Raw genomic sequence first — 21543 nt, forward strand, 5'->3', positions numbered from 1 at the left:
GTCCGACCCCCGCGGGCCGGGCCCGCGGGGGCGGCGTCAGCCCTGGGTGGCCCACTCCCGGATCCGGCCGATCCGGGAGCGCAGCTGGTTGGCGGTGGCCTGGGCGGTGAGCGGGCCGCCGCACTGGCGGCGCAGCTCGTTGTGGATGGTGCCGTGCGGCTGGCTGGTGCGGTGGTGCCAGGCGGCGACCAGCGCGTTCAGCTCCTTGCGCAGCTCGCGCAGCTCCTGGTGGGTGACCACCGGCCGCTGCTCGGCGGGCAGTTCCAGCAGGTCGGCCTCGTCGGCGGGCTTGGCCTTGGAGCGCTGGATCTGCCGGTGCTGGCGCTTCTGCAGGAGCATCTGGACCTGGTCGGGCTCCAGCAGGCCGGGGATGCCGAGGTAGTCCTCCTCCTCCTCGCTGCCCGGGTGCGCCTGCATCCCGAATTCCATGGCGTTGTACAGCACCCGGTCGAAGACCGCGTCGCTGCCGAGCGCCTCGTAGGAGAACTCCTCGCCGCCGCCGTCCGGCCCGTCGTTGGCCTTCTCGGCCTCGGCGAGCAGCCGGTCCTCCTCGTCGAAGAGGCCTTCACCCTCCTTCTTCGGCCGGTCGAGGACGTGGTCGCGCTGCAGCTCCATCTCGTTGGCGAAGGAGAGCAGCATCGGGATGGTCGGCAGGAAGACGGACGCGGTCTCGCCCCGCTTGCGGGCGCGTACGAAGCGGCCGACGGCCTGGGCGAAGAACAGCGGGGTGGAGATCGAGGTGGCGTACACGCCGACGCTGAGGCGCGGCACGTCGACGCCCTCGGACACCATGCGGACCGCGACCATCCAGCGCGAGGTGCCCTCGGAGAAGTCGGAGATCCGCTTCGAGGCCTCGGCCTCGTCGGAGAGCACCAGGGTGACCTTCTCGCCGCTGATCTCGCGCAGCAGCTTGGCGTAGGCGCGGGCGACGTTCTGGTCGGTGGCGATGACCAGGCCGCCGGCGTCCGGGATGGCCTTGCGGACCTCGGTGAGCCGCCGGTCGGCGGCCTGCAGCACGGCCGGGATCCACTCGCCCTGCGGGGCGAGCGCGGTGCGCCAGGCCTGGGCGATCAGGTCCTTGGTCATCGGTTCGCCGAGCCGGGCCTCCAGCTCGTCGCCGGCCTTGGTGCGCCAGCGCATGTTGCCGCTGTAGGAGAGGAAGATCACCGGGCGGACGACGTGGTCGGCGAGGGCGTGCCCGTAGCCGTAGGTGTAGTCGGCGACCGACTTGCGCAGCCCGTCGGTGTCGGCCTCGTAGCTGACGAACGGGATCGGGTTGGTGTCCGAGCGGAACGGCGTACCGGTCAGCGCGAGGCGCCGGGTGGCCGGTTCGAAGGCCTCGAAGCAGGCCTCGCCCCAGGACTTGGAGTCACCGGCGTGGTGGATCTCGTCCATGATCACGAGGGTCTTGCGGGCCTCGGTGCGGTTGCGGTGCAGCATCGGGTTGACGCCCACGCCCGCGTAGGTGACCACGATGCCGTGGTACTCCCTGGACAGCGGTCCGGAGGAGTAGGCCGGGTCGAGCTTGATCCCTATCCGGGCGGCGGCCTCGGCCCACTGCTTCTTCAGGTGCTCGGTGGGCGCGACGACCGTGATCTGCTGCACCAGGTGGTTGTGCAGCAGGTACGAGGCCAGGGTGAGCGCGAAGGTGGTCTTTCCGGCGCCGGGGGTGGCGACCGCGAGGAAGTCCCGCGGCTGCTTCTCGATGTACTTGTCCAGGGCGCCCTGCTGCCAGGCCCGGAGCTTGCCGGCGGTGCCCCAGGGGGCACGGCCGGGGAAGGCCGGGGACAGGTGCGCCGAGGCGGACGTACCGGCGGGCCGGGACGCGTGGGTGTCGGCGTGCGAGAACAGGGGGGCCATCGGCGAGGAGGCGGCAGTACTCACGGTCTCCGAGAGGGGTCGTCGCAGGTCAGGGCAGGTGTCCCGGCCCCGCCCCGCAGTCGGCAGGCGGTCGTACAACCCGCCCAGCCTACCGGCCCGCGGAGGCGATCCGTGTTAGCGGCGCAGCCCGTCCAGCCGCTCCGCGATCACCGCGACCTCGTCCAGCTCCCCCGCGGCGACGGCCACCACCAGGTCGTACGCGGCGTCCTGGTCGACGTCCGCCATGTCGACGCCGTTGAGGTCGAGGAAGACCACGCAGCTCATCCAGGCGGTGCGCTTGTTGCCGTCGACGAAGGGGTGGTTGACCGCCAGCGAGTGGAGCAGCGCGGCGGCCTTCCCGAACAGCCCGGGGTAGGCCTCGACGCCGAACATCTGGGACTGCGGCCGGTGCGCGGCGGAGGCCAGCAGGCCGAGGTCGCGCACGCCCGGGTCCTGGCCCTGGCAGGCGTACTCGGCGAGCTCCAGGATCTCGGCGACGGTGAGGTACTTCACCGTCGCGGTCACTCGCCGAGCCTGCGCAGCAGCTCCGCGTGCTTGGCGGCGTACTTGGCGCCGAGCCGGCGGACGGCCGCCTGGTCGGTCTCCTCGTCCAGGTAGCGGTCGATGGCGCGCAGCACCACGGAGTGCATCGAGCGGCCCTCCTGCTCGGCGCGCTGCCGCAGCGCCTCCTGCTGGTCGTCGCTGAGTCGAAGGTTCATCGCCATGACGCCATGGTAGGCACCGGTGGGGTCATTTCGGTACCACCGCGCAGGCCGTGCCGTTGAGGTACATCACCGCGGGGGCCGGGTTCTCGCCGGCCCAGCTGCCCTCGAAGCCCGAGTCGACGGCCTGACCAGGATCGATCCGGGCGTTCCAGCCGGCGTCGGTGAGCCGGGCCGAGCCGTCCTGCTCGCCGGTCGTGCCGTACCAGGAGGCAACGACGTGCTGGCCGGCCGCGAGCGGCCAGACCAGCCGCCAGCCGGTGACGGCGCCCGGCCCGGTATTGCGGATCCGCAGCTGGACCACGAACCGGCCCTCCCACTGGCTGATGACCAGGTAGCCCACCTCGCAGCCGCCGGGCACCTGCTCCGGCCCGCCGGCCGTGGTCGACGGGGAAGCACCTCCCCCGGGGGCGCGGCCGGGCTCGACGGAGGCGCCCGGCCCCGGCGGGAGGGACATCGCCGGAGAGGGCGGAGCGGGGGCGGTCGGCGGGGTGCCGGCGGCGCCCGGGGCGGTGGCTCCGGGCGCCGGGGCCCCGGTCGCACCGGACCCGGGGCCGGTGGTGGCCGGCGGCCGGACCGGGCCCGGGGTGGGGCGTTCGGCGCTCCGCGCGGCGGCGGTCCCGGCCGGGTCGGCGGTGAGCCGCGGCGCGGCGCTGGGCACCGCCGGGGGGCGGACACCCGCGACCTCCTCGGTCGGCGGGGTGCCGGCGGTCATCAGCGCCATCGCCCCGCCCAGCACGGCGGCGGCCGCGCCGATCCCCCAGGCCGGGCCGCCGGCCACCGCGACGGCGCCGCCGGCGCCGAGGCCGGAGAGCAGGACGGCGGGCCCGATCAGCCCGGTCAGCCGGCGGTTGACCCGGCGGAGCCGGTCCAGCCGGTCCGCGCAGTCGGTGCACTCCCGAACGTGCCCGGTCAGCAGGCGGGCGCGGCGGGCGGGCGCGGCGCCGCGCACGTGCGGCGGGATGACCGCCCAGTACGCGGCGCACTCGGGGTCGGCCGGGGTGCCGGGGTAGTCGCCCAGGTACGCGGTGCGCAGGCCCTCCCGGGCGCGGTGCAGCAGGACGCCGGCGGCGTTGCGGCGCAGTCCGAGCCGGGCGCCGACCTCTTCCAGCGACAGGTCCTCGACCTCGGCCAGCCAGAGCACCTGGGCCCACCGCTCGGGCAGCCGGCCGAGCAGGTCGCGCAGCCGGGCGACCTCGGCGACCCGGTCGGCAGGGTCGGCGCCGGGTGCGGGCCCGGGTTCGGCCGGGAACGGGTCGACGGCCTCCCGCGGGACGGTGGCCAGATTTCGCACCGTGGTGGCGAGGTAGGCGCGCGGGTCGTCGATCCGGTGGCCGGCCGCGATCCGCTGCCAGACCCGCAGGTGGGCCTCGGCGACCAGGTCCTCGGCGAGGTGTCGGTCGCCGGTCAGGGTGCGGGCGTAGCGCAGCAGGCCGCGGTGGTGCTGCTGGTAGACGGCGGTGTAGGCGGCGAGCGCCAGCCGCTGCACCGCACCCGGTGGGACGATCGGGGCCTCCTCGAGCGCGTGTCGGCTCGAATCATGCGCCGCCGACGTCACCCCCGGAATCTGTTTGTGAGTCAGATCACAGGGAATTGGCCGGAAACCCGCGTAATACCGGCCACTCGGCGCGACTCCCATAACCAGGAAAACGCCCCTCGGAGGAAATCACCCATGACCGGTATGTCTGCCGTCGTCGAGCAGCTCGTCCATGCCCGCCTGCTGATCACCACGCACCGCTCCGCCCGGCTGCGGGTCACCCTGCGCTACCGGGCCGACGACCCGCTGGCGGTGCACATGCTGTTCCCGGCCGAGTACGCGCTGGACGCCGACCGGGCGGACCGGCCGGAGGAGGCCGAGCCGACGCCGGGCGGCCTGGCGCTGGCCCGGCCACCGGCCCCGCCGGAGATCGAGTGGGTGTTCGCCCGTCAGCTGCTGGCGGCCGGGCTGGAGTTGCCGAGCGGCCTGGGCGACGTGCACATCCGGCCCGCGCTCGGCCAGCGGACCATGGTGGAGCTGCGCTCCCCCGAGGGCACCGCGCTGCTCCAGTTCGACAGCAACGAGCTGCGGCGCTTCCTGTGGCGCAGCCACATCGCCGTCCCGGAGGGCAGCGAGCCGGCCCACCTGGACGCCGACCGCGCGCTCGCCGAGCTGCTCGGCTGACGCCGGCCGGGGGTGCCCACACCACCCCTGGCCGGCCTGTTCAGGCGGACAACTTGCGCATCAGCCGTACGCCCTGGGCGGGTGTCAGGTGCGGCAGGTACGCCTTCCCGATCGCCCGGGTGATCGCGGCCAGCGCCGCCGGGTCCGGGTAGACCATGTACATCGGCCGGTACTCCGGCTGGAACTTCGCCTTGAAGGCGAGCAGCGAGCGGAAGCCGTACACCGGCTCCAGCACCCGGCCCATCCAGTCCAGCATCCGCTGCAGCGCGGTCGGCGGCTCACCGCGGTCGGCGCGGGCCAGCGGTGCGCCGGACAGCGAGAGGAAGCGCGCGCCCTCCTCCTTGAAGCCCAGCGCCGCCGAGGCGATCAAAAACTCCATCACCCCGCGGAAGCCCTCCGAGCGGCGCCGCATGAAGTCCAGCGTCCAGCCGACCGGCGCCCCGTCCTCGTAGACCGGCATCCAGCTGGTCAGCCCGTGCACCGTGCGGTCCTGGTCGACGGCGACCAGCATCCGCACCGCCGGGTCGTCGAGTTCGGCCAGCCCGCCGAGGGTGAAGCCCATCTCCGGCAGGCCCTTGTCGGAGACCCACTCCTCGGAGATCGAGCGCACCTGGTCGCGGACGGCGATCGGCGCGTCCCGGTAGGTCCACCACTCGGCGGTGATCCCGGCCTTTCCGGCCTTGTTCAGCGAGGTGCGGATGTCCTGCCACTTCTTGCCGGTGAAGGCCAGTTCCGGCAGCGGCACCACGGTGTCCTCCGCCACCTGCAGCGAGCGCCAGCCGAGCTCCTCGGCGGCGTCCCGGATCTCCTGGGTGCAGCTGTAGAAGCACGGCGTCCAGCCCCGCGCGTCGCAGTACGCGGCGAAGCCGGCCACCGCCCGCCGCCGCGCCGCGGGCTCGCCGAAGGGGTCGCCGGTGGTCAGCGCCACCGTGGCGACCACCCGGTAGGGCACCGCCGCCCGGCCCTCGGCGTCGAACCAGTAGTGGTTGCCGTCCCAGGTGGAGATGAAGGAGAGCGTCGAGCCGCCGTGCGCGGTCAGCAGCGCCCGGGCCCGCTCGGCGTCCGCCGCGTCGCTGTGCACCACCGGCCGCCGGAACGCCAGCAGCAGGGCAACGAGCGCGACCAGCCAGAAGAGCACGCCCAGGTAGTTCTCCAGGAACCGGGCGCCCTGACCGACCGCCACCGGGTAGTCGGGCAGCAGGTCGTTGTAGGCGGGCGGCAGCAGCTCGGACGGCAGCCCGGCGAACAGCTTCCCGAGCGTCGCCTCCGGCTGGTACTGCTCGCGCAGCAGCCAGCCGATCCCCACGTACGCGGCGCAGGTGACCACCAGCGCGCCGCCGACCACCAGGGCGAGCCGGCGGACGTCCCGGCGGGGCAGCCGCTGGTCGAAGGAGCGCCGGGTGACGGCCAGCAGCACCACCATCGCGGCGGGCAGCAGCAGCGCCTCCCCGATCAGTTCGAACAGGTACGCGGTGCCGCCGTCCGCCGCGAAGTCGTCGTAGTTGATCGTCAGCACCCAGCACAGCACCGCGATCCAGGCCAGCTCGGTGACCTGGGTGATCCACCAGGCCAGCCGCAGGCCGCGGCGCAGGCCCTCGCCGAGCACCAGCAGCAGCGCGGGCACCAGGGCGGCCATCAGCCGGCCCGGCGAGTCGAAGAACTGGTCCACCGAGTGCGCCCGGGCGCAGGCGGCCGCCGACTCCGCGCAGGCGTCGGCAATCTCCTGGGCCGAGAAGCCGTGCGAGAAGTAGAGGTCGGCGAAGGAGTTGAACGGCCCGATCGCGTCCTCGTACAGCGAGGCGACCAGCGGTCCGAGCGCGGTCGCCGCCACGCACAGCGCGACCAGCACCCGGGTCTCGGCGAACGAGGCCCGGTGGGTGCGGCGCAGCGGCCGCTTGTGGATCAGCGCCCCGCCGAGCAGGCCGCAGGCCACCCCGGCGAGCCGCTGCACCCCCTGCAGGTGGCCCACGTACAGGGCCATCACCAGCGGGACCAGCACCACCAGCAGCCGCAGCCGGCGGCGCCAGAGCGCGGTCAGCCGGTAGCTCAGCACGGCGGCCAGCGCGACCAGGCCGGCGCCGGGGCTGACCGCGATCTGGTCCTGGATGTCCTGCGTCCAGGCCACGTCGGCGGCCACCCCGAGCCGCACCAGCGCGGTGCCCAGCAGGGTGCCCAGCACCTGGCCGGCCACCAGCACCACGGCCGACAGCGGGGTGCCCAGCCGCCGCTCGGCGAACGGCCCGATCAGCACCAGCAACAGGCTGAGCAGCACGTACGGGCCGATGCCGGAGCACCACAGCAGCGAGCTGAACGGCGTCCACCAGCGGCCCGCCTCCAGGGTGGGCAGGCCGACGCCGACCTGCTCCAGCAGCGACTGCGAGGGCCCTTCGGCGAGCGACCCGGTGGCCGCCCCGACCACCCAGAGCGCGGCCAGCAGCGCCAGGGTCAGCGGGGCGGCCCGCAGCTGGGCACCGAGCGGGGCGAGGGCGAGCTGCCAGCGCCGCCAGCCGTGATCGGGACTGGGGGCGACCGGGGCGGCGTCGGTGGTCACGGCCTCGCTCATCGGATCAGTCCTTGCTGCCGGGCCAGCCACGGGACGGCCACCGTGATCTCGGCGTGGAAGGTCGACCAGTTGTGCCCGCCGGGCACCGTCTGGAACTCGGTGTGCATGCCGGCGGCGGTCGCGGCCGCGTACATCTGGTGCTGCTGCGGCCCGAACTCGGCGTCGTCGGTGCCGACCATGAACAGCCCGGCGGTGTCCGGGAACTTCGTGCGGGCCATCACGTGGGCCGGATCGACCGCCTCGAACGCCGCCTCGTCGCCGCCGAACGCCTCCTTCACCGTCTCGTCGTGGGTGCCCAGGGTCGGCTCGGACTGGCCCGACATGTCGGCGAACGAGCCGTAGACCTGCGGGGCGTTCACGGCGAGCTGCAGGGAGCAGGTGCCGCCGAAGGAGATCCCGGCGATCGAGGTGGCCTTGCGGTCGGTGGCGGTCTGCAGGTGGCTGTGGATCCAGTTCGGCACGTCCTCGGCCAGGTAGGTCTGCGCCTTGGCGATCTTCGAGTCCATGCAGAGGGTGTTGCCCAGGGTCGAGCCGATCGGGTCGGCGATCACCACCACCGGCGCCAGGCCCTGGTGCGCGGCCGCGAAGTCGTCCAGCACCTGCTGGACCCCGCCCGAGTTCACCCAGTCGGCCGGGCCGCCCGGCTGGCCGGCCAGCAGCACGATCACCGGCAGCAGCGGCCGGGGGTCGGCCTGGTAGGCCGGCGGCAGGTAGACGTAGCCGTCGCGGGCGTTGAAGCCGGACTTGGTGCCGGGGATGTCCACCGAGGAGAGCGTGCCCTTCGCGGGCATCCCGGCGGGCGGCTGCCACACCTCCGACAGGGTCTTCCCGGCCGGGACGGCCACCGTGTGCTCGGTCCGCCCGGTGGTCAGCGCCTCCGTCTTCGGCGCCAGCATCGCCCGCAGCGTCGGGTACTCCTGGTAGTGCCGGTTGACCTCGTTCGCCGCCATCGCGACCACCAGGGCGGCCGCCACCAGCGCGACGACCCGGCCGCGCCAGTGCAGCACCGGCATCCGGACCGCGGCCAGGCACACGCCGAGCAGCGCGACCGCGATCCAGAACACCACGTCGTTCGGCAGGTCCTCCGGGAACGGGTGCCACCACTCGTCCACCCACACCACGACCAGGACGGTGAGCACCGCCGCCGCGACCACCGCGCACGGCACCCGGCGGGTCCACCAGTGCCGGGTGGAGGAGACCGCCAGGCCGAGCAGCGAGACCCAGCCGGCGATCAGCAGCAGGACCGGCACCGGTCCGTGGATGAGCGACCAGTCGAGCGGGTTCATCGGGCTCCCGTCCGGTCAGGCCCGCTGCGCGCGGACGAGGTGGGCGAAGACCACGACGTTGCCGTCGTAGCCGGTGGACCGGGAGAAGCCGCCGCCGCAGGTGATCAGGCGCAGCTGGGCGTCCGGGGTCGGCCCGTACACCCGGCGGTCCGGGAAGTCCTTCTTCGGGAACACCTCGACCGCGTCGACCAGGAACCAGACGGTCGCGCGGTCGGCGCGGACCACCTCCAGCTGGTCGCCGCGGCGCAGCGCGCCCAGTCGGTAGAAGACCGCCGGGCCGTCCGCGGTGTCCACGTGGCCGGCCACGATGGCGGCGCCCTTCGCGCCCGGGGCGGCGCCGTCGCGGTACCAGCCCGCCAGGTTCCGGTCCCCCTCCGGCGGTGCGGCGAGCCGGCCCTCGCCGTCCAGGCCGAGGCCGGTCACCGGCGCGTCCACGCCCAGCACCGGGATCCGCACCCGGGTCGGCGGCGACGGCGACAGCGGCGGCACCACGGGCATCACCGCGCCCTCGTACGCCTGGGCGGCGCCGGGCGCGGGCGGCAGCCGCAGGCCCTCCCCGTCGGAGATCAGCCACGCGCCGAGCACCAGCGCCGTCCCGGCCGCGAGCGCTCCGGGCCACGCGCTCCGCGCCGCCTGCTGACTCACCCTCACTCCCCTCGTACCACCACGGACCTGCGCCCAGTCAACCGGCGCCGCAACCTGGCGGCACGTCGGGAGCGACCATCCAGGGGGCACGTCGTCCGGGCCCTAACGGCTCAGCCGGGGGCGGGTGAGCAGGCCCTCGGCGGTGGCGTTGGCGGAGGCGATCGCGGGGATCTCGGTGGCCCGCTCGTACAGCACGAACCGCGGCCGCCAGGTCGGCCGGTACTCCGCGGTGGCCCGGTAGCGCGCCTCCAGCCGCCACCAGCGGGCCAGCAGCCGCAGCACCGCCCGCGCCCCGCGCAGCACCAGGCCGCCGCCGTCCGAGGCGAACGCCGCGCGGAAGGCGGTGAAGTTCAGCGACACCCGGGCCACGCCGAACTCCCCGGCCCGGAGCAGGACCTGGGTGACCGCGAAGTCGGCGAGCCCCGGGTCCGACTCGCGGTCGCGGCGCAGCAGGTCCAGGGTCAGCCCGTCCTCGCCCCAGGGCACGAAGGACAGCAGTGCGGCGGTCCGGCCGTTCTCGTCCCGGCACTCGGCGAGCAGGCACGCGCCGTCGTCCGGGTCGCCGAGCCGGCCGAGCGCCATCGAGAAGCCGCGTTCGCTGCGTCCGTGCCGCCAGGCGTCGGCGAGCCGGACCAGCTCGGTGAACTCCTCCGCCGGGACGTCCCGGTGGCGCCGGACCACCACCCGGTGGCCGGCCTCCCGCAGCCGCCGCTCGTTCTCCCGCAGGTACGCCATCCCCTCGGCCGCCGGATCGAACGCGGCGGCCTCCACCACCGCCTCGTCCCCCAGGTGCAGCACCCGCAGCCGCTCCCGGCTGCCGTACACCGCGCGGCCCGCCTCGCCCGCCCCGACCACCGCGGGGATCCAGCCGTTCACCCGGGCCTCCCGCCGCCACACCTCGATCGCGGCCGCCCATGCGGCGGGGTCGCCCACCGGGTCGCCGGAGGCGAGCGCCACCCCGTACACCACGCGGTAGAGCACCGCGGCGTCCCCGGACGGCGCCCAGCTGACCGCCTTGTCCCGGCGCAGCGCGAACCACCCGAGCGAGTCGCGCTCCCCCCAGCGCTCCAGCAGGGCGCGCAGCCGCGCCTCGTCCTCGGCGTCCTGCCGCAGCCGCCCGCGCGCGGAGCGCAGCAGCAGCCGCAGCGCCGTCAGCAGCAGCACCGCGCCCGCCGTGTTGAGGCCGAGGTCGACCCACCCGGGGACGTCCACGTCCGCGTAGTCGAAGGCGCCGGAGACCGTCACCAGGCGCAGCAGCACGTACACCACGGACTCGCCCCAGCTGGGCGGCGAGGCGGTGTACGTCACCCGCACCACCGCCGCGCCGATGCCCACCAGCAGCGCGCCGCCGACCAGCAGCACGGCCAGGGCCGCCGTCACGTTGCCCCGCCCGCCGCGCACCCGGCAGGCGTCGCGGCCGAGCAGCAGCACCACGAACAGACCGGCGGTCAGGGCCGCCGACACCCAGTTGAACGGGTGCGCCCGGTAGGTGTCGCCGGTGAGCGCCAGCACGTACAGCGCCGCGTACGGCCCGACCACCACCACCGAGGCGATCCAGGCGGCCCGCTTGCGTCGGCGCAGCATCACCGCGAGCAGCCCGGCGAGCAGGGCCGCGGTGAGGCCGGAGGTGATCAGCACCGGGGTGAAGAACTCGCCGCGGTTCGCCCGGTTGACCTGCTCCCGGAACGGCTCGATCAGCGCGCCGAGGGTGTTGAGCACCGTGGCGATGCGGAAGTACCACTCCGCGACGGCCGCGCAGTGCTCCCGCCACGGGGCCACCGGCCCGGGCTCCGGCAGCTCCGGCAGCTCTGGCGGCTCCGGGGGCTCCGGCTCGACCACCGGCACGGCCGCCGCCTCGACCGGGACGCCGGGGCCGGCCGGCTCCGGGACCGCCCGGTCGGGCGTCCCCGCCACCAGGTCGTAGGTCCGGGTCTTGAAGGCGACCAGCCGCCGGTGGAACCGGGCCTCCCGGCGTTCCGCCCGGGCCATCCGGCGGGGCCGGGCCCGGTAGCGCCAGCGCGCCCACGGGCTGGTCGGCCGGGCCAGGCGCAGCGCGCCGACCAGCGCCAGCGGCCAGAGCATCACACCGAGCAGCCCGGTCCAGATCTTGCCCTTGAAGAGGGTCACGCCGACCAGGGCCAGCAGGACCGCCGCCCCGACCAGCTGCGGGGCGTCCGGGTGGCGGGCGACGCCGCCGAGCGGCAGCTCCCCGATCAGCAGCAGGCCGATCACGGCGACGGCCAGCACCACCGCGTCCACCGAGGTGCGGCCCTGCTCGGCCCAGTAGACGTCCTGCAGGTGGAGGACGAGCGCGAACTCGTCGAGCACCAGCCCGCAGCCCACGCCGAAGCCGAAGCCGAGCAGGTTCCACCACTGCCCGCCGTCGCCGCGGATGGCGAACGCGGAGATCCCGCAGATCAGCAGCAGCGCCTGACCGAACACCACGTGGTGGATGTGCATCCCGCCGGGGGTGACGTTGCCGGGCCACCAGGAGGTGCCCCGGCGGATCATCCGCACGCTGAAGCGGATGAACAGGAAGGCCAGGACCAGGCCGAGCAGCAGCAGGAACAGCGGTTCGCGGCCGGTGTCGACGATCCGCTCCCGGTACGCGTCGAGCAGCGACTGCCACATGGCTGGTCCGTACCTCCGGGGGCTGGGTCATCCACCAGCTGACGACGGATCAGCCGGGGACGCCACCGCTCGCCGTCCCGGCAGGCCCGAACAGGTGAGCGTCGCCGCGGCGCCCGGCGTGTCACCCGCCTGGCCTGCCGCGCTTCCCTCCCGGGCCGGCGCCTCCGTGCCATGCTGAGCCCCGACTCTCGGCAGACGTATCCGCTCGGATCATCAGATGACCACACTGTCCGGGTGGCTGACTCCCCGCCGCACTTCTCGGTGAATGGATGTGAGACATGGACGCCCTCTCCCGCCGGACCCTGCTCGCCGCCGGGGCCGCGACCGCCGCCTCCCTCGCGGCGGGCTGCTCCGGCACCTCCGGCAACAACGGAGGTGAGCAGGCCGCGCCGCCCGCGGCCGCCTCGGGATCCGCAAGCCCCTCCGGCACCCCCAAGCCGCCCGCCAACCTGATCGGCGACGGCTCGACCTCCGACAGCGGCCCCCAGCCGAACCAGCCCAAGCCCGAACCGCTCGCCCTCGGCGAGCGGCCCCCGCAGTTCGTGGTCTTCTCCTGGGACGGCGCCGGCGAGCTGGACAACCGGCTCTTCAGCCGCTTCCGGCAGCTCGCCAAGGACCACAAGGCCTCGATGACCTTCTTCTTCTCCGGCATCTACGCGCTGCCCGAGTCGAAGAAGTCGCTGTACCACCCGCCGCAGCACCCGGTCGGCGCCTCCGACATCGGCTACCTCTCGGACAACCACATCCGCGACACCATCCAGCAGCTCGGCGACGCCTGGCTGGAGGGGCACGAGATCGGCACCCACTTCAACGGGCACTTCTGCGGCGCCAACGGCGGCGGCCGCTGGTCCCCCGAGGACTGGGACAGCGAGATCGAGCAGGCCATGGGCTTCGTCATGAACTGGCGCACCAACACCGGCTTCAGCGACCTGCCCCCGCTGCCGTTCGACTACCGCAAGGAGCTGATCGGCGGCCGCACCCCGTGCCTGGAGGGCCAGCGCGGCCTGCTGCCGACCGCCGTCAAGCGCGGCTGGAAGTACGACAGCAGCGGGCCCGGCGGCCTCCAGGTCTGGCCGCAGAAGTTCGCCGGCGGCGCGCTGTGGGACATGCCGCTGCAGTCCATCCCGTTCCCCGGGCACAGCTTCCAGGTGCTCTCGATGGACTACAACATCATGTACAACCAGTCCGGCAACAACACCAAGGGCGACCCGGGCCAGCACGCCTTCTGGCAGGACCAGGCCCGCGGCTCCTACCTCGCCGGGTTCGAGCGGGCGTACAACTCCAACCGGGCGCCGTTCATCATCGGCAACCACTTCGAGCAGTGGAACGGCGGCATCTACATGAACGCCGTCGAGGACACCATCAAGGCGATCGCCGAGAAGCCGGAGGTCCGGCTGGTCTCCTTCCGCCAGCTCATCCAGTGGCTGGAGGTGCAGGACCCGGCCGTGCTGAAGAAGCTCCAGGGACTCGCCCCGGGCGAGTCCCCGGCCGGCGGCTGGTCCGCCTACCTCGGCGGCTCGGCGCCCGCCGCGTCCTCCTCGGCCCCCGCCAAGGCCCCGGCCGCCTCGGCCTCGCCGACGGCCTGAGCCGCCGCCCGGCCGGACCCGTTCCGGCCGGGCACGCCGCGGCCCGCCACCGCGGCCCCGACCAGGGCCACCCCGGCCATCACCAGGAAGATCACCGCGAACGGGGTGGCCGGGGTCGACCCCTGGGCCTCGGCGGCGACCGGCGAGCCGCCGCCGAGCGCGGCGAAGAGCACCCCGGCCAGACCGATCAGCAGCACGTTCCCCAGCGCGTCGCTCAGCTGCAGCGCCGCCGAGTTCGCGCCGGTCTCCTCGGGCTCGGACAGCTTCATCATCAGCACGCTGATGCTCGCCACCGCCATGCCCATCCCGACCCCGCCGATCCCCCACGCCGTGGCGGCCGCCCAGGTCGGCACCGCCGGGACCAGCACCAGTGCCGCCCCGCCGATCGCCACCGCCGTCAGGACGAAACCGGCCCGGATCATCGCGCCCCGGTACCGCTCCGCCGCCGGCCGGCCCTGCAGCCACGAACCGAGCGCCCAGGAGAGTCCGCCGCTGGTCAGGGTCAGACCGGCGAGCGTCGGCGACAGCCCGCGCTGGGTGACCATCATCAGCGGGATGAACGCCTCCGCCGCGAAGAACGCGCCGGCCGCGACCCCGCGCAGCAGGATCACCGTCGGCAGCCCGCGCACCGCGCGCAGCGTGCCGGCCGGCAGCAGCCGCACCACGGCGGGCCCCAGCAGCGCCGCACCGGCCACCGCCGGCAGCAGGGCGAGGGCGTCCAGCCGCTGCCCGGCGTACTGCAGCAGCCCGGCCCCGACCGCCGCCATCGCCGCGTCGGCGGTGCGCCGCCGGTCGTACGGCTTGGCCTCGGCCGGCTGCTGGGCGCGCTCCGAGCGGCGCAGCGGCGGCCACATCACCAGCAGCGGCGGCAGCACGAACACCGGCACCGCCAGGAACACCCAGCGCCAGCCCAGGTGCTCGGTGACCGCACCGGAGACCACCGGGCCGAGGATCGAGGGCAGCACCCAGGCCGCCGAGAAGGCGGCGAAGACCGCCGGGCGCAACCGCTCCGGGAAGGCCCGGCCGACCACCACGTACAGCGCCACGATCACCAGGCCGCCACCGAGGCCCTGGACCGCCCGGCCGGCCACGAACAGCCACATGTTGGCCGCCGTCCCGGCCGTGACCAGGCCGGCCGCGAAGACGGCGATGCCGGTGAAGAGCGGCGCCAGCGGCCCGCGCCGGTCGCACCACTGGCCGGACACCACCAGCGCGAACAGCGTGGTGGTGAAGTAGCCGGAGAAGGCGAAGGCGTACAGCCCGAGGCCGTGCAGCTCGCGGGCGGCCACCGGCATCGCCGTGTTCACGGCGGTCGCCTCGAAGGCCAGCAGCAGGACCACCGAGACGATCCCCAGGGTCAGCGCCCGGTACGGGCCGCTCAGCACACCCCCGCTCTCCGGTTCCGCGGGGAGCGGGGGCAGCTTGTCGACCGAGGTGGGGGAGGTGGTGGCCATGAGCAACATCGTAAGCGGCGAACGCCCGGATGACTCCTGACCTGCGGGCCGAATCCGGCCTACCCCGCCGGTCCTAGGACCGGTTCAGTGCAGCACCTTCAGGCCGACCACGCCGCCGACGATCAGCACCAGGCAGGTGATCCGGGCCACCGAGACGGTGTCGCCCATCGCGAGCATCCCGTACAGCGCGGTGCCGACCGCGCCGATGCCGACCCACACCGCGTAGCCCGTCCCCAGCGGGATCGACCGCATCGCGTACGCCAGCCCGCCCATCGAGAGCGCCAGCGCCACCGCGAACACCACCGTCGGGACCAGCCGTGAGAACCCCTTGGTCGCCTCCAGCGCGACCGCCCAGACGGTCTCCAGCACACCGGCGAGAACCAGCACCACCCAAGCCATGACGACAAGCACCTCCGCAGTAGTCGTGGAACAGCTACCGCGTCGTCTTGTCGTGCCGGGTACGACGCACCTCGTCCGGGGCGGGCCGGAATCGGCCGCCTCACTCACGACGGTAACACACCACGACACGCGGAATTCATATTCGGATATTGACGGGACCGGCCCCGGTGCTCCACTATGAATTCACCAGGACAGCGAACACGACGACAGGAGTCGGTCATGAGCAGGAAGCCGGAGGCCCGCACCGCGGCCCGTTCCTGTACCGCCTGTCGCAGCTGTCCCTGTTGCGCCTGAGCGCGACCCCCTCTGCGCCCGAGCGCGCTTCTCTCTCCCGGCCGTGTGCCCGAGTGGCCCAGGGAACCGTCTGCAACACGGTACACACGGGTTCGAATCCCGTCACGGCCTCAAGCTGCCCGCAGCCGTCCGTGAATTCCCGCAGGAATTCACGGACGGCCGTTCGGCATTTCTTTTTCCCGCCGCCGGGCTTTTCCGCGACTGATTCCGGCTCCGGATTCCGGCTGCGGCTTCCGACTCCCGGTTTCCAACTCCCGGTTTCCGGCTACCCGCGGACCAGTGCGGAGAGGGCCTCCGCGTCGGCCGGGGAGTCCGCCACCACGGCGAGCAGCGAACCGTCGGCGAAGACCAGGTCCACCCGCTCGGGCTGGCGGGAGCGGCGGACCCCGGTGCGGTGCAGCTCGGCCCGGCCGAAGGCGGCCATCAGCTCGCCGTTGTCGTGGTCCACCAGCAGTACCCGGCGGTCGGTGACCGCCAGCAGCGCCCGGTTGTGCCGGAACGCGCGGTGGCGCAGCGGCCCGGTCCGGACCGCGATCGCGAACCGCCCGGCCGACGAGCCCCAGCCGCCCACGAACGGCCTGCCGTGGAACGCCCGGCGGATCCCCTTGAAGGTCTTCTCGAACAGCGCGTCGCCGAGCTCCTCGACCCAGCCCGCCACGTCCAGCAGCTGGAACGGCAGCAGCAGGACGGTCAGGCAGCCCCGCCCCTCCTTCGCCCGGGCCTGCTCGCGGCCCGGCACCGGCGGCTTCTCCACCCGGTACCGCCGGGGCAGCTCCCGCCGGACGTACCGGTCCAGCCCGAGGTCGCAGACCCCGAACAGCCGCTCCCCCGGTTCCAGGTACGCCTCCGGCAGCCGCACCCAACCCGCCAGCCGCTCGCGGTACGCCTGCTCCGCCTTGGGACCACGCCGCGCCATCAGCCGAACGCCTCCTCGATCCGGGTCCTCGGCACGTGGTAGGCCGGTGCCGGCCGCTCGCCGTCGAACTGGTGGGTCACCGCGTCGATGTTGGTGTCACTGTTGATCGCGTCCCCGATCGGCGCGGTCGGCGTACCGGTCAGCCCGGTCACCGCCTTGAACGCCGGCTCCGCCACCGCACCCTGGAAGCCCTTGAGCGCCGTCATGGTGAGGAAGCGCTCCGGCGACTTGTACGGGTTCATCCAGGTGCTGGGGTCCTTGAAGCTCTTGCCGCCCTTGCGCATCCGGCCGATCATCTTGCGCGCCGAGTTGGCCTTCTTGATCTTCTCGCCGAGCTTCTCGGCCTCGCGCATCTGCTTGATCAGGCGGCGCAGCGTCCGCAGCTTGCGGGCCAGGGTCACCGAGACCTTCTCCACCCGGGCGATGAAGACCAGCATCTCGGCCTCCACCACCAGCGCGTCCACCACGGTGGCCAGGCCCAGCGTCAGGATGTCCGCGACGATGCCGACCGCGATGGTGACCAGGATCCACTCGATCGCCTCGCGGATGATCTCCACGACCATGTCCTCGGCAAGCTTGCACTCCGCCGCCGCGCCGCTCAGCAGCTGCGCGGTCTGCGCCATGTCCTCGGCGGTCGCGTCGATCGCCTCGACCACCTGGCCCATGTGCCCGCCGAACGCCGCCGACGCCTCGCCGTGCCACTGCTCCGCCAGCTCGTCACCGCCGCGCCGCAGCTCGGCCGCCACGTCGCGGGTCGCCTGCGCCTGCGCCTGCCACTGCTGCGCCGCCGCGGTCAGTGCACTGGCGTTGCCGGTGACCTTCTCCAGCATCTCCAGCAGACCGGTCTTCTCCAGCGTCCACCGGACCGCGTCGTCCAGCGCCCCGTCGATCGCCCCCTGCGCCGGGTTGTGGATCTCCGGGATCGGCAGCAGCGGCTCCTTGAGGTAGTCCCGCGTCCACTTGTACGCGCCGGCGACGTCCGCGGCCGTGGTCATCGGCCACCGCCGACCATGGTGTGGATGCCGTCCTCGGTCTCCCGGTAGTTGGCCGCGGTGTCCTGCAGCCCCTCCGCCGCGAAGTCCAGAACCTCCATCAGGTCCGAGAGGTTCTGCTGCTCGCCGACGGCGTGCTCGTTGTACCCCTCGTGCAGCTCGTCCGAGTCCGGCAGGTGCCCGAACGCCCCGCCGGGCACCTCGACACCCGCCAACACCGACTGAATCCTCGCCAGTTGCTCCCGCTGCTGCTGGATCAGCGCCGCATAGCGGTCCAGCGCCTCGGGCCGCACCCGGAAATCGGGCTCGCTCATACCCCGTCGTCCTCCCCGTTGGTCCCGCACCGCACCGATGGCGGCGGCACGTGACCGATCACCCTACCGACAGCCGCACACACGTCCGGCCAGGGGTGGGCGATCACCCTCCCGATAGGATCCAGCCGCCGAACTGGCGTACGGGGAAGCACACACCTTGGGGGAGAACCATGTCGTACCCGCAGCCGCCGACCCCTCCGGGGGGACCGCAGCAGACCCCGCCACCGCCCTGGCAGGAGCAGCCGGCGGCCGGGCCGCCCGGCCAGTTCCCCTCCTCCCCGCAGTTCCCCGGCGGCCCGTACCAGCAGGGTCCGCAGGGCCCCTACCAGCAGGGTCCGTACCAGCAGGGTCCGTACCAGCAGGGCCCGTTCCCTCCGGGCCAGTTCCCCCCGGGCCAGTTCCCCACCCAGTACACCCCGCCCACCGGCCCCGAGGGCCGTCCGCCCCGGCGCGGACTGCGCGCCCTGCTCATCGTCGGCGGCGTCATCCTCGGAATCGTCGCGATCTTCGCCGGCCTGGTGGTGTACAAGATCTCCACCAGACCCGCCCCGGTCGACCTCTCGCACCAGATCAGCCCGTGGCAGAAGCTCGCCGACAACATGACCGCCGCGCTCGCCGCCAAGGACGAGGAGGCCTTCCTCAAGCCGTTCCTGGGCGACCCGCTCCGCGAACAGCAGCGCAAGGTCTTCCGCAACCTCGTCAAGATCCCCTGGGAACAGGCGAAGTGGGAGACCGAGTACCCCACCCCGCTCAACGGCGACATGATGGTCACCTTCGCCCACCAGGTGAAGGGCGTCGACAACAAGCCGGTCCCCGAGCGGTACAACTGGCGGGTCCAGCCCGGCACCGGCGCCCCGGTCATCACCGAGGTCGCCGGCGCGAAGGGACGCGACGGCAAGCCCCGCGAGGACGCCTACTACCCCGCGCCCTGGGACTACTACCCGGACTTCGCCGTCGAGATCCGCGACAACCTGGTCGCCATCGCCGACCAGAAGCAGGTCGCCGAACTCAAGCGCGACATCGAGGTGATGAGCCAGGCCGCCAAGGACGACCTCGCCGCCTGGAAGAAGTCCGCCCCCGCCGCGCCCAACGGCCGCGAGAGCGCCCGCGGCTTCTTCGTCGTCCTGGAGAAGGACCGCACCGTCTACAACAAGCTCTACAACGGCGACGGCCGCGAGAACGACAAACTCGAAGCCGGCGTCAACATGCCCGTCCCCGCCTACGGCACCGAGGCCGAGAAGCAGCTGGTGATCGGCGGCTCCCGGATCGTCATGGACACCTCGCTCAGCCGCTTCACCAGCGCCGACTGGAAGAACGGCGTCACCGAGATCAGCCGCCACGAGATGGGCCACGCCCTGGTCGAGGTCCTCGCCACCGAAGTCGTCCTGGTCGAAGGCCTCCAGGACACCCAGACCTGGGTCGTCGAGGGCTTCGGCGACTACATGGCGTTCCGCGGCAAGAACGACCGCTTCCTCGCCGACCTGCGCGCCTCCCTCCAGGGCTTCGCCTTCGACGGCGAACTCCCCGAGAGCATGGACTTCTACTCCAAGACCGCCCGCACCCGCTCCGCGAACTACGCGCTCGGGGCCTCCGCCGTGCGCTACATGGCCGAGACATACGGCGAGGACAAGACCTTCGCCTTCGTCATCGCCCACTACACCGCGCCCAAGGAGTACAAGCAGCAAATCACCACGGCCACCGGCCGCAGCCTCGAACAGTTCCAGACCGAATGGGCCGCCTACGTCCGCGCCAAGGCCCCCGGCGTCGGCTGACCCGCCGGCCGGACACGGAAGGAGCGGGTGGCCCGACGGGCCACCCGCTCCTTCCGTACCTACTACGGCCGTTCCCTACCGCCGATCGACTACTCGATCACCGGCGGGTTGGCCGTGCCACCGCGCCAGGTGTCCTCGTCCTCGACCAGGTAGTCCGGACGGTTCCCGTCCTTGCCCTTCTTCTTGCCCGCGCCACCGGCACCCGGCGCACCGTGCATCCCGGCGGCACCCGCACCCGCCTGGCCACCACGGCCCCGGCCGAGGCCCGAACCGCCCTCGGTGAACGCCCGGCCGCTCGCAGCACCGCCCTTCGCGCCGCCGATCGTGCCACCGGCCTTGCGGACCAGGCCACTTCCGCCCTTGCCGCCGCCCTTGGCACCACCGCCGCCGCCCATGCCGCCGCCGTGCATACCGCCCATGCCGCCGCCCATACCGGCAGCACCACGGCCCTGCGCGGCACCACCGGCACCGGCACCACCGGCACCCGACCGGCCGCCCGCACCGGCACCACCCGCGCCACCACTGGCCGTCCCGGAACGCCCGGCACCGCCGGCACCGGTCACGCCACCGCGCGAACCGCCACCGACACCACCGCCGCCCATCCCCGGGATGTAACCGGCACCGCCGCCACCCGGCAGGTGGCCGCCACCGCCACCACCACCGCCGCCGACACCCGGCAGACCGCCACCACCGGTGCCCGGCAGCTGCGTACCGCCACCCGGCATGGTGTTGTGGTCCGGAGGCGTCCACCCGTCGATGTTCGTCCGCGGCGGGATCGCCGGCACCTGCCCCGGCAACGTCTCACCCGGCGGCACGTGCCCGGGCACCTGCGGCGACTGCGGATGCTGCGGCGGCACCCCGGGCGAGTTCGGCGGCAGATTCCCGCCACCCCCGGGATCCGTCGGCACCTTCTTCGGCGGCATCATCGGCGGAACCGGCTGCGTGGGCGTCTGCTGAACCGGCGGAGTCGTCGGCTTCGGCGGGAACGCCTCACGGTTCTCGTTGTCGTTCCCGTACTCGGGAGGCGGCGGCATCTCGTTGGCCGCCTTCTCGTAGTACGGCGCCAGGTACTCCATCGTGCCGATGGCGTACTGGTGCTGGATCTCCGTCGCCGAGAGCTCGTCGTAGTTCTTGTTGACGGCGGCGAAGCGGTCCATGCCGCCGGCGAGGTCGGACTTGAACTGCACGTCGGAGCGGTCACCCATGTCGGTGACCCACTTCCAGCCGCTGTCCAGGCTGCCCGGTACCTCGATGTCGCCCATGGCGGACTTGGTCGCCTTGAGCGCGTTGGCGGCGAGGTGCATGGCCGACGAGGTCTTGGACGCGTGGTCGGCCGTGTTGCTGAGGCTGGTGTGGATCTGGGTGGCCTTGTTGGAGAAGCCGTCCGCGGCGTCGCCGTCCCAGTTGGCCCGTGCGTGCTCGACGGCCTTCTGGAGATCGGCTGCGGCGGACTGCAGCTCGGTCTGGACGGCGGCCCAGTGCTCGGCAGCCTTGCTCAGGTTCTCGGGGCTCGAGTTGGAGACCATCGCCTTGAGCGGGATGAGGGCCTGGCCCTCGAACTCGGGAATGCGTCGTGCGGCCATGTCAGTCCAACTCCTGCTGGTACTTGTTCATGGTGGCGACGCCTTCCATCTCCAGGCCCTTGTACGCGTTGTTGACGGTCTGGGTCTTGTCCCCGAACTCGTTGATCAGCGCGTTCAGATCGTTGATGGTGCGGCTGAGCCAGCCCTGCATGCGGTCGTGCGCCTGGTAGAGACCGTCGGCGTGGCTGAAGTTCACGCCGAAGTCCGACTGCGACACGATCGTGCCGTAGGTGCTCTTCTCAGTGGTCTGAGCCATGTTCTGCTGGATGGCCCGCAGTCTTTTTACGACTGCCTCCAGCTCGTCAGTGTTGACGCGGTATCCGTCGGCCACGCGGCCCTCTCCTCCCCCTGGAGTGTCGAATGCT

General features: G+C 73.1%; 18 protein-coding genes, 1 tRNA gene and 1 riboswitch. Of the genes, 4 read left to right on the forward strand and 15 right to left on the reverse strand.

The genetic code is table 11. The features are described from left to right. Nucleotides 1-36: 36 nt before the first annotated feature. The 4 genes from ACGFX4_RS29570 to ACGFX4_RS29585 form a co-directional block, all read right to left on the reverse strand. Nucleotides 37-1860 carry a DEAD/DEAH box helicase gene (locus ACGFX4_RS29570; RefSeq protein ID WP_345701850.1) on the reverse strand — a complete coding sequence of 608 codons (1824 nt, stop codon included), beginning with the start codon at nucleotides 1858-1860 and terminating at the stop codon, nucleotides 37-39. A gap of 135 nt (nucleotides 1861-1995) precedes the next feature. After that, nucleotides 1996-2373, reverse strand: coding sequence for a type II toxin-antitoxin system death-on-curing family toxin (locus ACGFX4_RS29575; RefSeq protein ID WP_345701851.1), 378 nt, complete (start codon nucleotides 2371-2373; stop codon nucleotides 1996-1998). Between the two features lie 8 nt (nucleotides 2374-2381). Beyond that, nucleotides 2382-2579 carry an Arc family DNA-binding protein gene (locus ACGFX4_RS29580; protein WP_393080777.1) on the reverse strand — a complete coding sequence of 66 codons (198 nt, stop codon included), beginning with the start codon at nucleotides 2577-2579 and terminating at the stop codon, nucleotides 2382-2384. A 31-nt stretch (nucleotides 2580-2610) separates the two neighbouring features. Continuing rightward, nucleotides 2611-4140: a sigma-70 family RNA polymerase sigma factor gene (locus tag ACGFX4_RS29585; RefSeq protein ID WP_393080634.1), complete on the reverse strand. Its 1530-nt coding sequence runs from the start codon at nucleotides 4138-4140 to the stop codon at nucleotides 2611-2613. A 114-nt stretch (nucleotides 4141-4254) separates the two neighbouring features. Here ACGFX4_RS29585 and ACGFX4_RS29590 point away from each other — a divergent pair, with 114 nt between their 5' ends. Then, a complete protein-coding gene (locus tag ACGFX4_RS29590) occupies nucleotides 4255-4743 on the forward strand; it encodes an SsgA family sporulation/cell division regulator (RefSeq protein ID WP_393080637.1) in 489 nt (162 codons plus the stop codon). Nucleotides 4744-4783: 40 nt separating this feature from the next. On the opposite strand, the gene ACGFX4_RS29595 is transcribed toward ACGFX4_RS29590, so the two are convergent. The 4 genes from ACGFX4_RS29595 to ACGFX4_RS29610 form a co-directional block, all read right to left on the reverse strand. Further along, the gene (locus ACGFX4_RS29595; protein WP_393080640.1) at nucleotides 4784-7306 is read right to left on the reverse strand and encodes a bifunctional lysylphosphatidylglycerol flippase/synthetase MprF; all 2523 of its coding nucleotides are present in this window, start codon (nucleotides 7304-7306) and stop codon (nucleotides 4784-4786) included. After that, nucleotides 7303-8592 carry an alpha/beta hydrolase gene (locus ACGFX4_RS29600; RefSeq protein ID WP_393080642.1) on the reverse strand — a complete coding sequence of 430 codons (1290 nt, stop codon included), beginning with the start codon at nucleotides 8590-8592 and terminating at the stop codon, nucleotides 7303-7305. The genes ACGFX4_RS29595 and ACGFX4_RS29600 overlap by 4 nt, the downstream gene beginning before the upstream one ends. A gap of 15 nt (nucleotides 8593-8607) precedes the next feature. Continuing rightward, complete coding sequence (locus ACGFX4_RS29605) at nucleotides 8608-9237, reverse strand: class F sortase (protein WP_393080645.1); 630 nt, start codon at nucleotides 9235-9237, stop codon at nucleotides 8608-8610. A 102-nt stretch (nucleotides 9238-9339) separates the two neighbouring features. Continuing rightward, the gene (locus ACGFX4_RS29610) at nucleotides 9340-11868 is read right to left on the reverse strand and encodes a phosphatidylglycerol lysyltransferase domain-containing protein (RefSeq protein ID WP_393080648.1); all 2529 of its coding nucleotides are present in this window, start codon (nucleotides 11866-11868) and stop codon (nucleotides 9340-9342) included. Between the two features lie 278 nt (nucleotides 11869-12146). Here ACGFX4_RS29610 and ACGFX4_RS29615 point away from each other — a divergent pair, with 278 nt between their 5' ends. Then, nucleotides 12147-13454, forward strand: a complete 1308-nt coding sequence (locus ACGFX4_RS29615) for a hypothetical protein (protein ID WP_393080650.1) — start codon at nucleotides 12147-12149, stop codon at nucleotides 13452-13454. Here ACGFX4_RS29615 and ACGFX4_RS29620 read toward each other — a convergent pair. Together ACGFX4_RS29620 and ACGFX4_RS29625 are read right to left on the reverse strand one after the other, a co-directional pair. Continuing rightward, a complete protein-coding gene (locus ACGFX4_RS29620) occupies nucleotides 13373-14908 on the reverse strand; it encodes an MFS transporter (protein ID WP_393080653.1) in 1536 nt (511 codons plus the stop codon). The genes ACGFX4_RS29615 and ACGFX4_RS29620 overlap by 82 nt on opposite strands. Before the next feature lie 84 nt (nucleotides 14909-14992). Further along, nucleotides 14993-15307, reverse strand: coding sequence for a DMT family transporter (locus tag ACGFX4_RS29625; protein ID WP_393080656.1), 315 nt, complete (start codon nucleotides 15305-15307; stop codon nucleotides 14993-14995). Nucleotides 15308-15343: 36 nt separating this feature from the next. Beyond that, a riboswitch (guanidine-III (ykkC-III) riboswitch) is annotated at nucleotides 15344-15409 on the reverse strand. Between the two features lie 231 nt (nucleotides 15410-15640). Here ACGFX4_RS29625 and ACGFX4_RS29630 point away from each other — a divergent pair. After that, nucleotides 15641-15712, forward strand: a tRNA-Cys gene (locus ACGFX4_RS29630). A 154-nt stretch (nucleotides 15713-15866) separates the two neighbouring features. Here ACGFX4_RS29630 and ACGFX4_RS29635 read toward each other — a convergent pair. The 3 genes from ACGFX4_RS29635 to ACGFX4_RS29645 are packed head-to-tail and all read right to left on the reverse strand — an operon-like array spanning nucleotide 15867 to nucleotide 17823. Continuing rightward, nucleotides 15867-16517, reverse strand: a complete 651-nt coding sequence (locus tag ACGFX4_RS29635; protein WP_393080659.1) for a hypothetical protein — start codon at nucleotides 16515-16517, stop codon at nucleotides 15867-15869. After that, on the reverse strand, nucleotides 16517-17512 hold the full coding sequence (locus ACGFX4_RS29640) for a WXG100 family type VII secretion target (protein WP_393080662.1): 996 nt from the start codon (nucleotides 17510-17512) through the stop codon (nucleotides 16517-16519). The genes ACGFX4_RS29635 and ACGFX4_RS29640 overlap by 1 nt, the downstream gene beginning before the upstream one ends. Beyond that, nucleotides 17509-17823 (reverse strand): hypothetical protein, encoded by a 315-nt coding sequence (locus ACGFX4_RS29645; RefSeq protein WP_393080665.1) that lies wholly within the window; start codon nucleotides 17821-17823, stop codon nucleotides 17509-17511. Before ACGFX4_RS29645 ends, ACGFX4_RS29640 begins: the two co-directional genes overlap by 4 nt. 170 nt (nucleotides 17824-17993) lie before the next feature. On the opposite strand from ACGFX4_RS29645, the gene ACGFX4_RS29650 reads away from it, so the two are divergent. After that, the gene (locus ACGFX4_RS29650; RefSeq protein ID WP_393080668.1) at nucleotides 17994-19595 is read left to right on the forward strand and encodes a hypothetical protein; all 1602 of its coding nucleotides are present in this window, start codon (nucleotides 17994-17996) and stop codon (nucleotides 19593-19595) included. An 89-nt stretch (nucleotides 19596-19684) separates the two neighbouring features. Here the strand turns inward: ACGFX4_RS29650 and ACGFX4_RS29655 are convergent, their stop codons facing one another. Then, on the reverse strand, nucleotides 19685-21178 hold the full coding sequence (locus ACGFX4_RS29655; RefSeq protein ID WP_393080671.1) for a WXG100 family type VII secretion target: 1494 nt from the start codon (nucleotides 21176-21178) through the stop codon (nucleotides 19685-19687). A 1-nt stretch (nucleotide 21179) separates the two neighbouring features. Continuing rightward, on the reverse strand, nucleotides 21180-21434 hold the full coding sequence (locus ACGFX4_RS29660) for a hypothetical protein (RefSeq protein WP_393080674.1): 255 nt from the start codon (nucleotides 21432-21434) through the stop codon (nucleotides 21180-21182). Nucleotides 21435-21543: the final 109 nt, after the last annotated feature.

Source organism: Kitasatospora sp. NPDC048365 (assembly GCF_043200835.1).
In the GTDB taxonomy this organism is placed as follows: Bacteria; Actinomycetota; Actinomycetes; order Streptomycetales; family Streptomycetaceae; genus Kitasatospora; species Kitasatospora terrestris.

What these genes read in the sequence shown, in the direction of transcription:
- ACGFX4_RS29570 (WP_345701850.1), bottom strand. Translation starts at nt 1,860, where the DNA reads ATGGCCCCCCTGTTCTCGCACGCCGACACCCACGCGTCCCGGCCCGCC.
- ACGFX4_RS29580 (WP_393080777.1), bottom strand. Translation starts at nt 2,579, where the DNA reads ATGAACCTTCGACTCAGCGACGACCAGCAGGAGGCGCTGCGGCAGCGC.
- ACGFX4_RS29590 (WP_393080637.1), top strand. Translation starts at nt 4,255, where the DNA reads ATGACCGGTATGTCTGCCGTCGTCGAGCAGCTCGTCCATGCCCGCCTG.
- ACGFX4_RS29595 (WP_393080640.1), bottom strand. Translation starts at nt 7,306, where the DNA reads ATGAGCGAGGCCGTGACCACCGACGCCGCCCCGGTCGCCCCCAGTCCC.
- ACGFX4_RS29600 (WP_393080642.1), bottom strand. Translation starts at nt 8,592, where the DNA reads ATGAACCCGCTCGACTGGTCGCTCATCCACGGACCGGTGCCGGTCCTG.
- ACGFX4_RS29610 (WP_393080648.1), bottom strand. Translation starts at nt 11,868, where the DNA reads ATGTGGCAGTCGCTGCTCGACGCGTACCGGGAGCGGATCGTCGACACC.
- ACGFX4_RS29615 (WP_393080650.1), top strand. Translation starts at nt 12,147, where the DNA reads ATGGACGCCCTCTCCCGCCGGACCCTGCTCGCCGCCGGGGCCGCGACC.
- ACGFX4_RS29620 (WP_393080653.1), bottom strand. Translation starts at nt 14,908, where the DNA reads ATGGCCACCACCTCCCCCACCTCGGTCGACAAGCTGCCCCCGCTCCCC.
- ACGFX4_RS29625 (WP_393080656.1), bottom strand. Translation starts at nt 15,307, where the DNA reads ATGGCTTGGGTGGTGCTGGTTCTCGCCGGTGTGCTGGAGACCGTCTGG.
- ACGFX4_RS29635 (WP_393080659.1), bottom strand. Translation starts at nt 16,517, where the DNA reads ATGGCGCGGCGTGGTCCCAAGGCGGAGCAGGCGTACCGCGAGCGGCTG.
- ACGFX4_RS29640 (WP_393080662.1), bottom strand. Translation starts at nt 17,512, where the DNA reads ATGACCACGGCCGCGGACGTCGCCGGCGCGTACAAGTGGACGCGGGAC.
- ACGFX4_RS29645 (WP_393080665.1), bottom strand. Translation starts at nt 17,823, where the DNA reads ATGAGCGAGCCCGATTTCCGGGTGCGGCCCGAGGCGCTGGACCGCTAT.
- ACGFX4_RS29650 (WP_393080668.1), top strand. Translation starts at nt 17,994, where the DNA reads ATGTCGTACCCGCAGCCGCCGACCCCTCCGGGGGGACCGCAGCAGACC.
- ACGFX4_RS29655 (WP_393080671.1), bottom strand. Translation starts at nt 21,178, where the DNA reads ATGGCCGCACGACGCATTCCCGAGTTCGAGGGCCAGGCCCTCATCCCG.
- ACGFX4_RS29660 (WP_393080674.1), bottom strand. Translation starts at nt 21,434, where the DNA reads ATGGCTCAGACCACTGAGAAGAGCACCTACGGCACGATCGTGTCGCAG.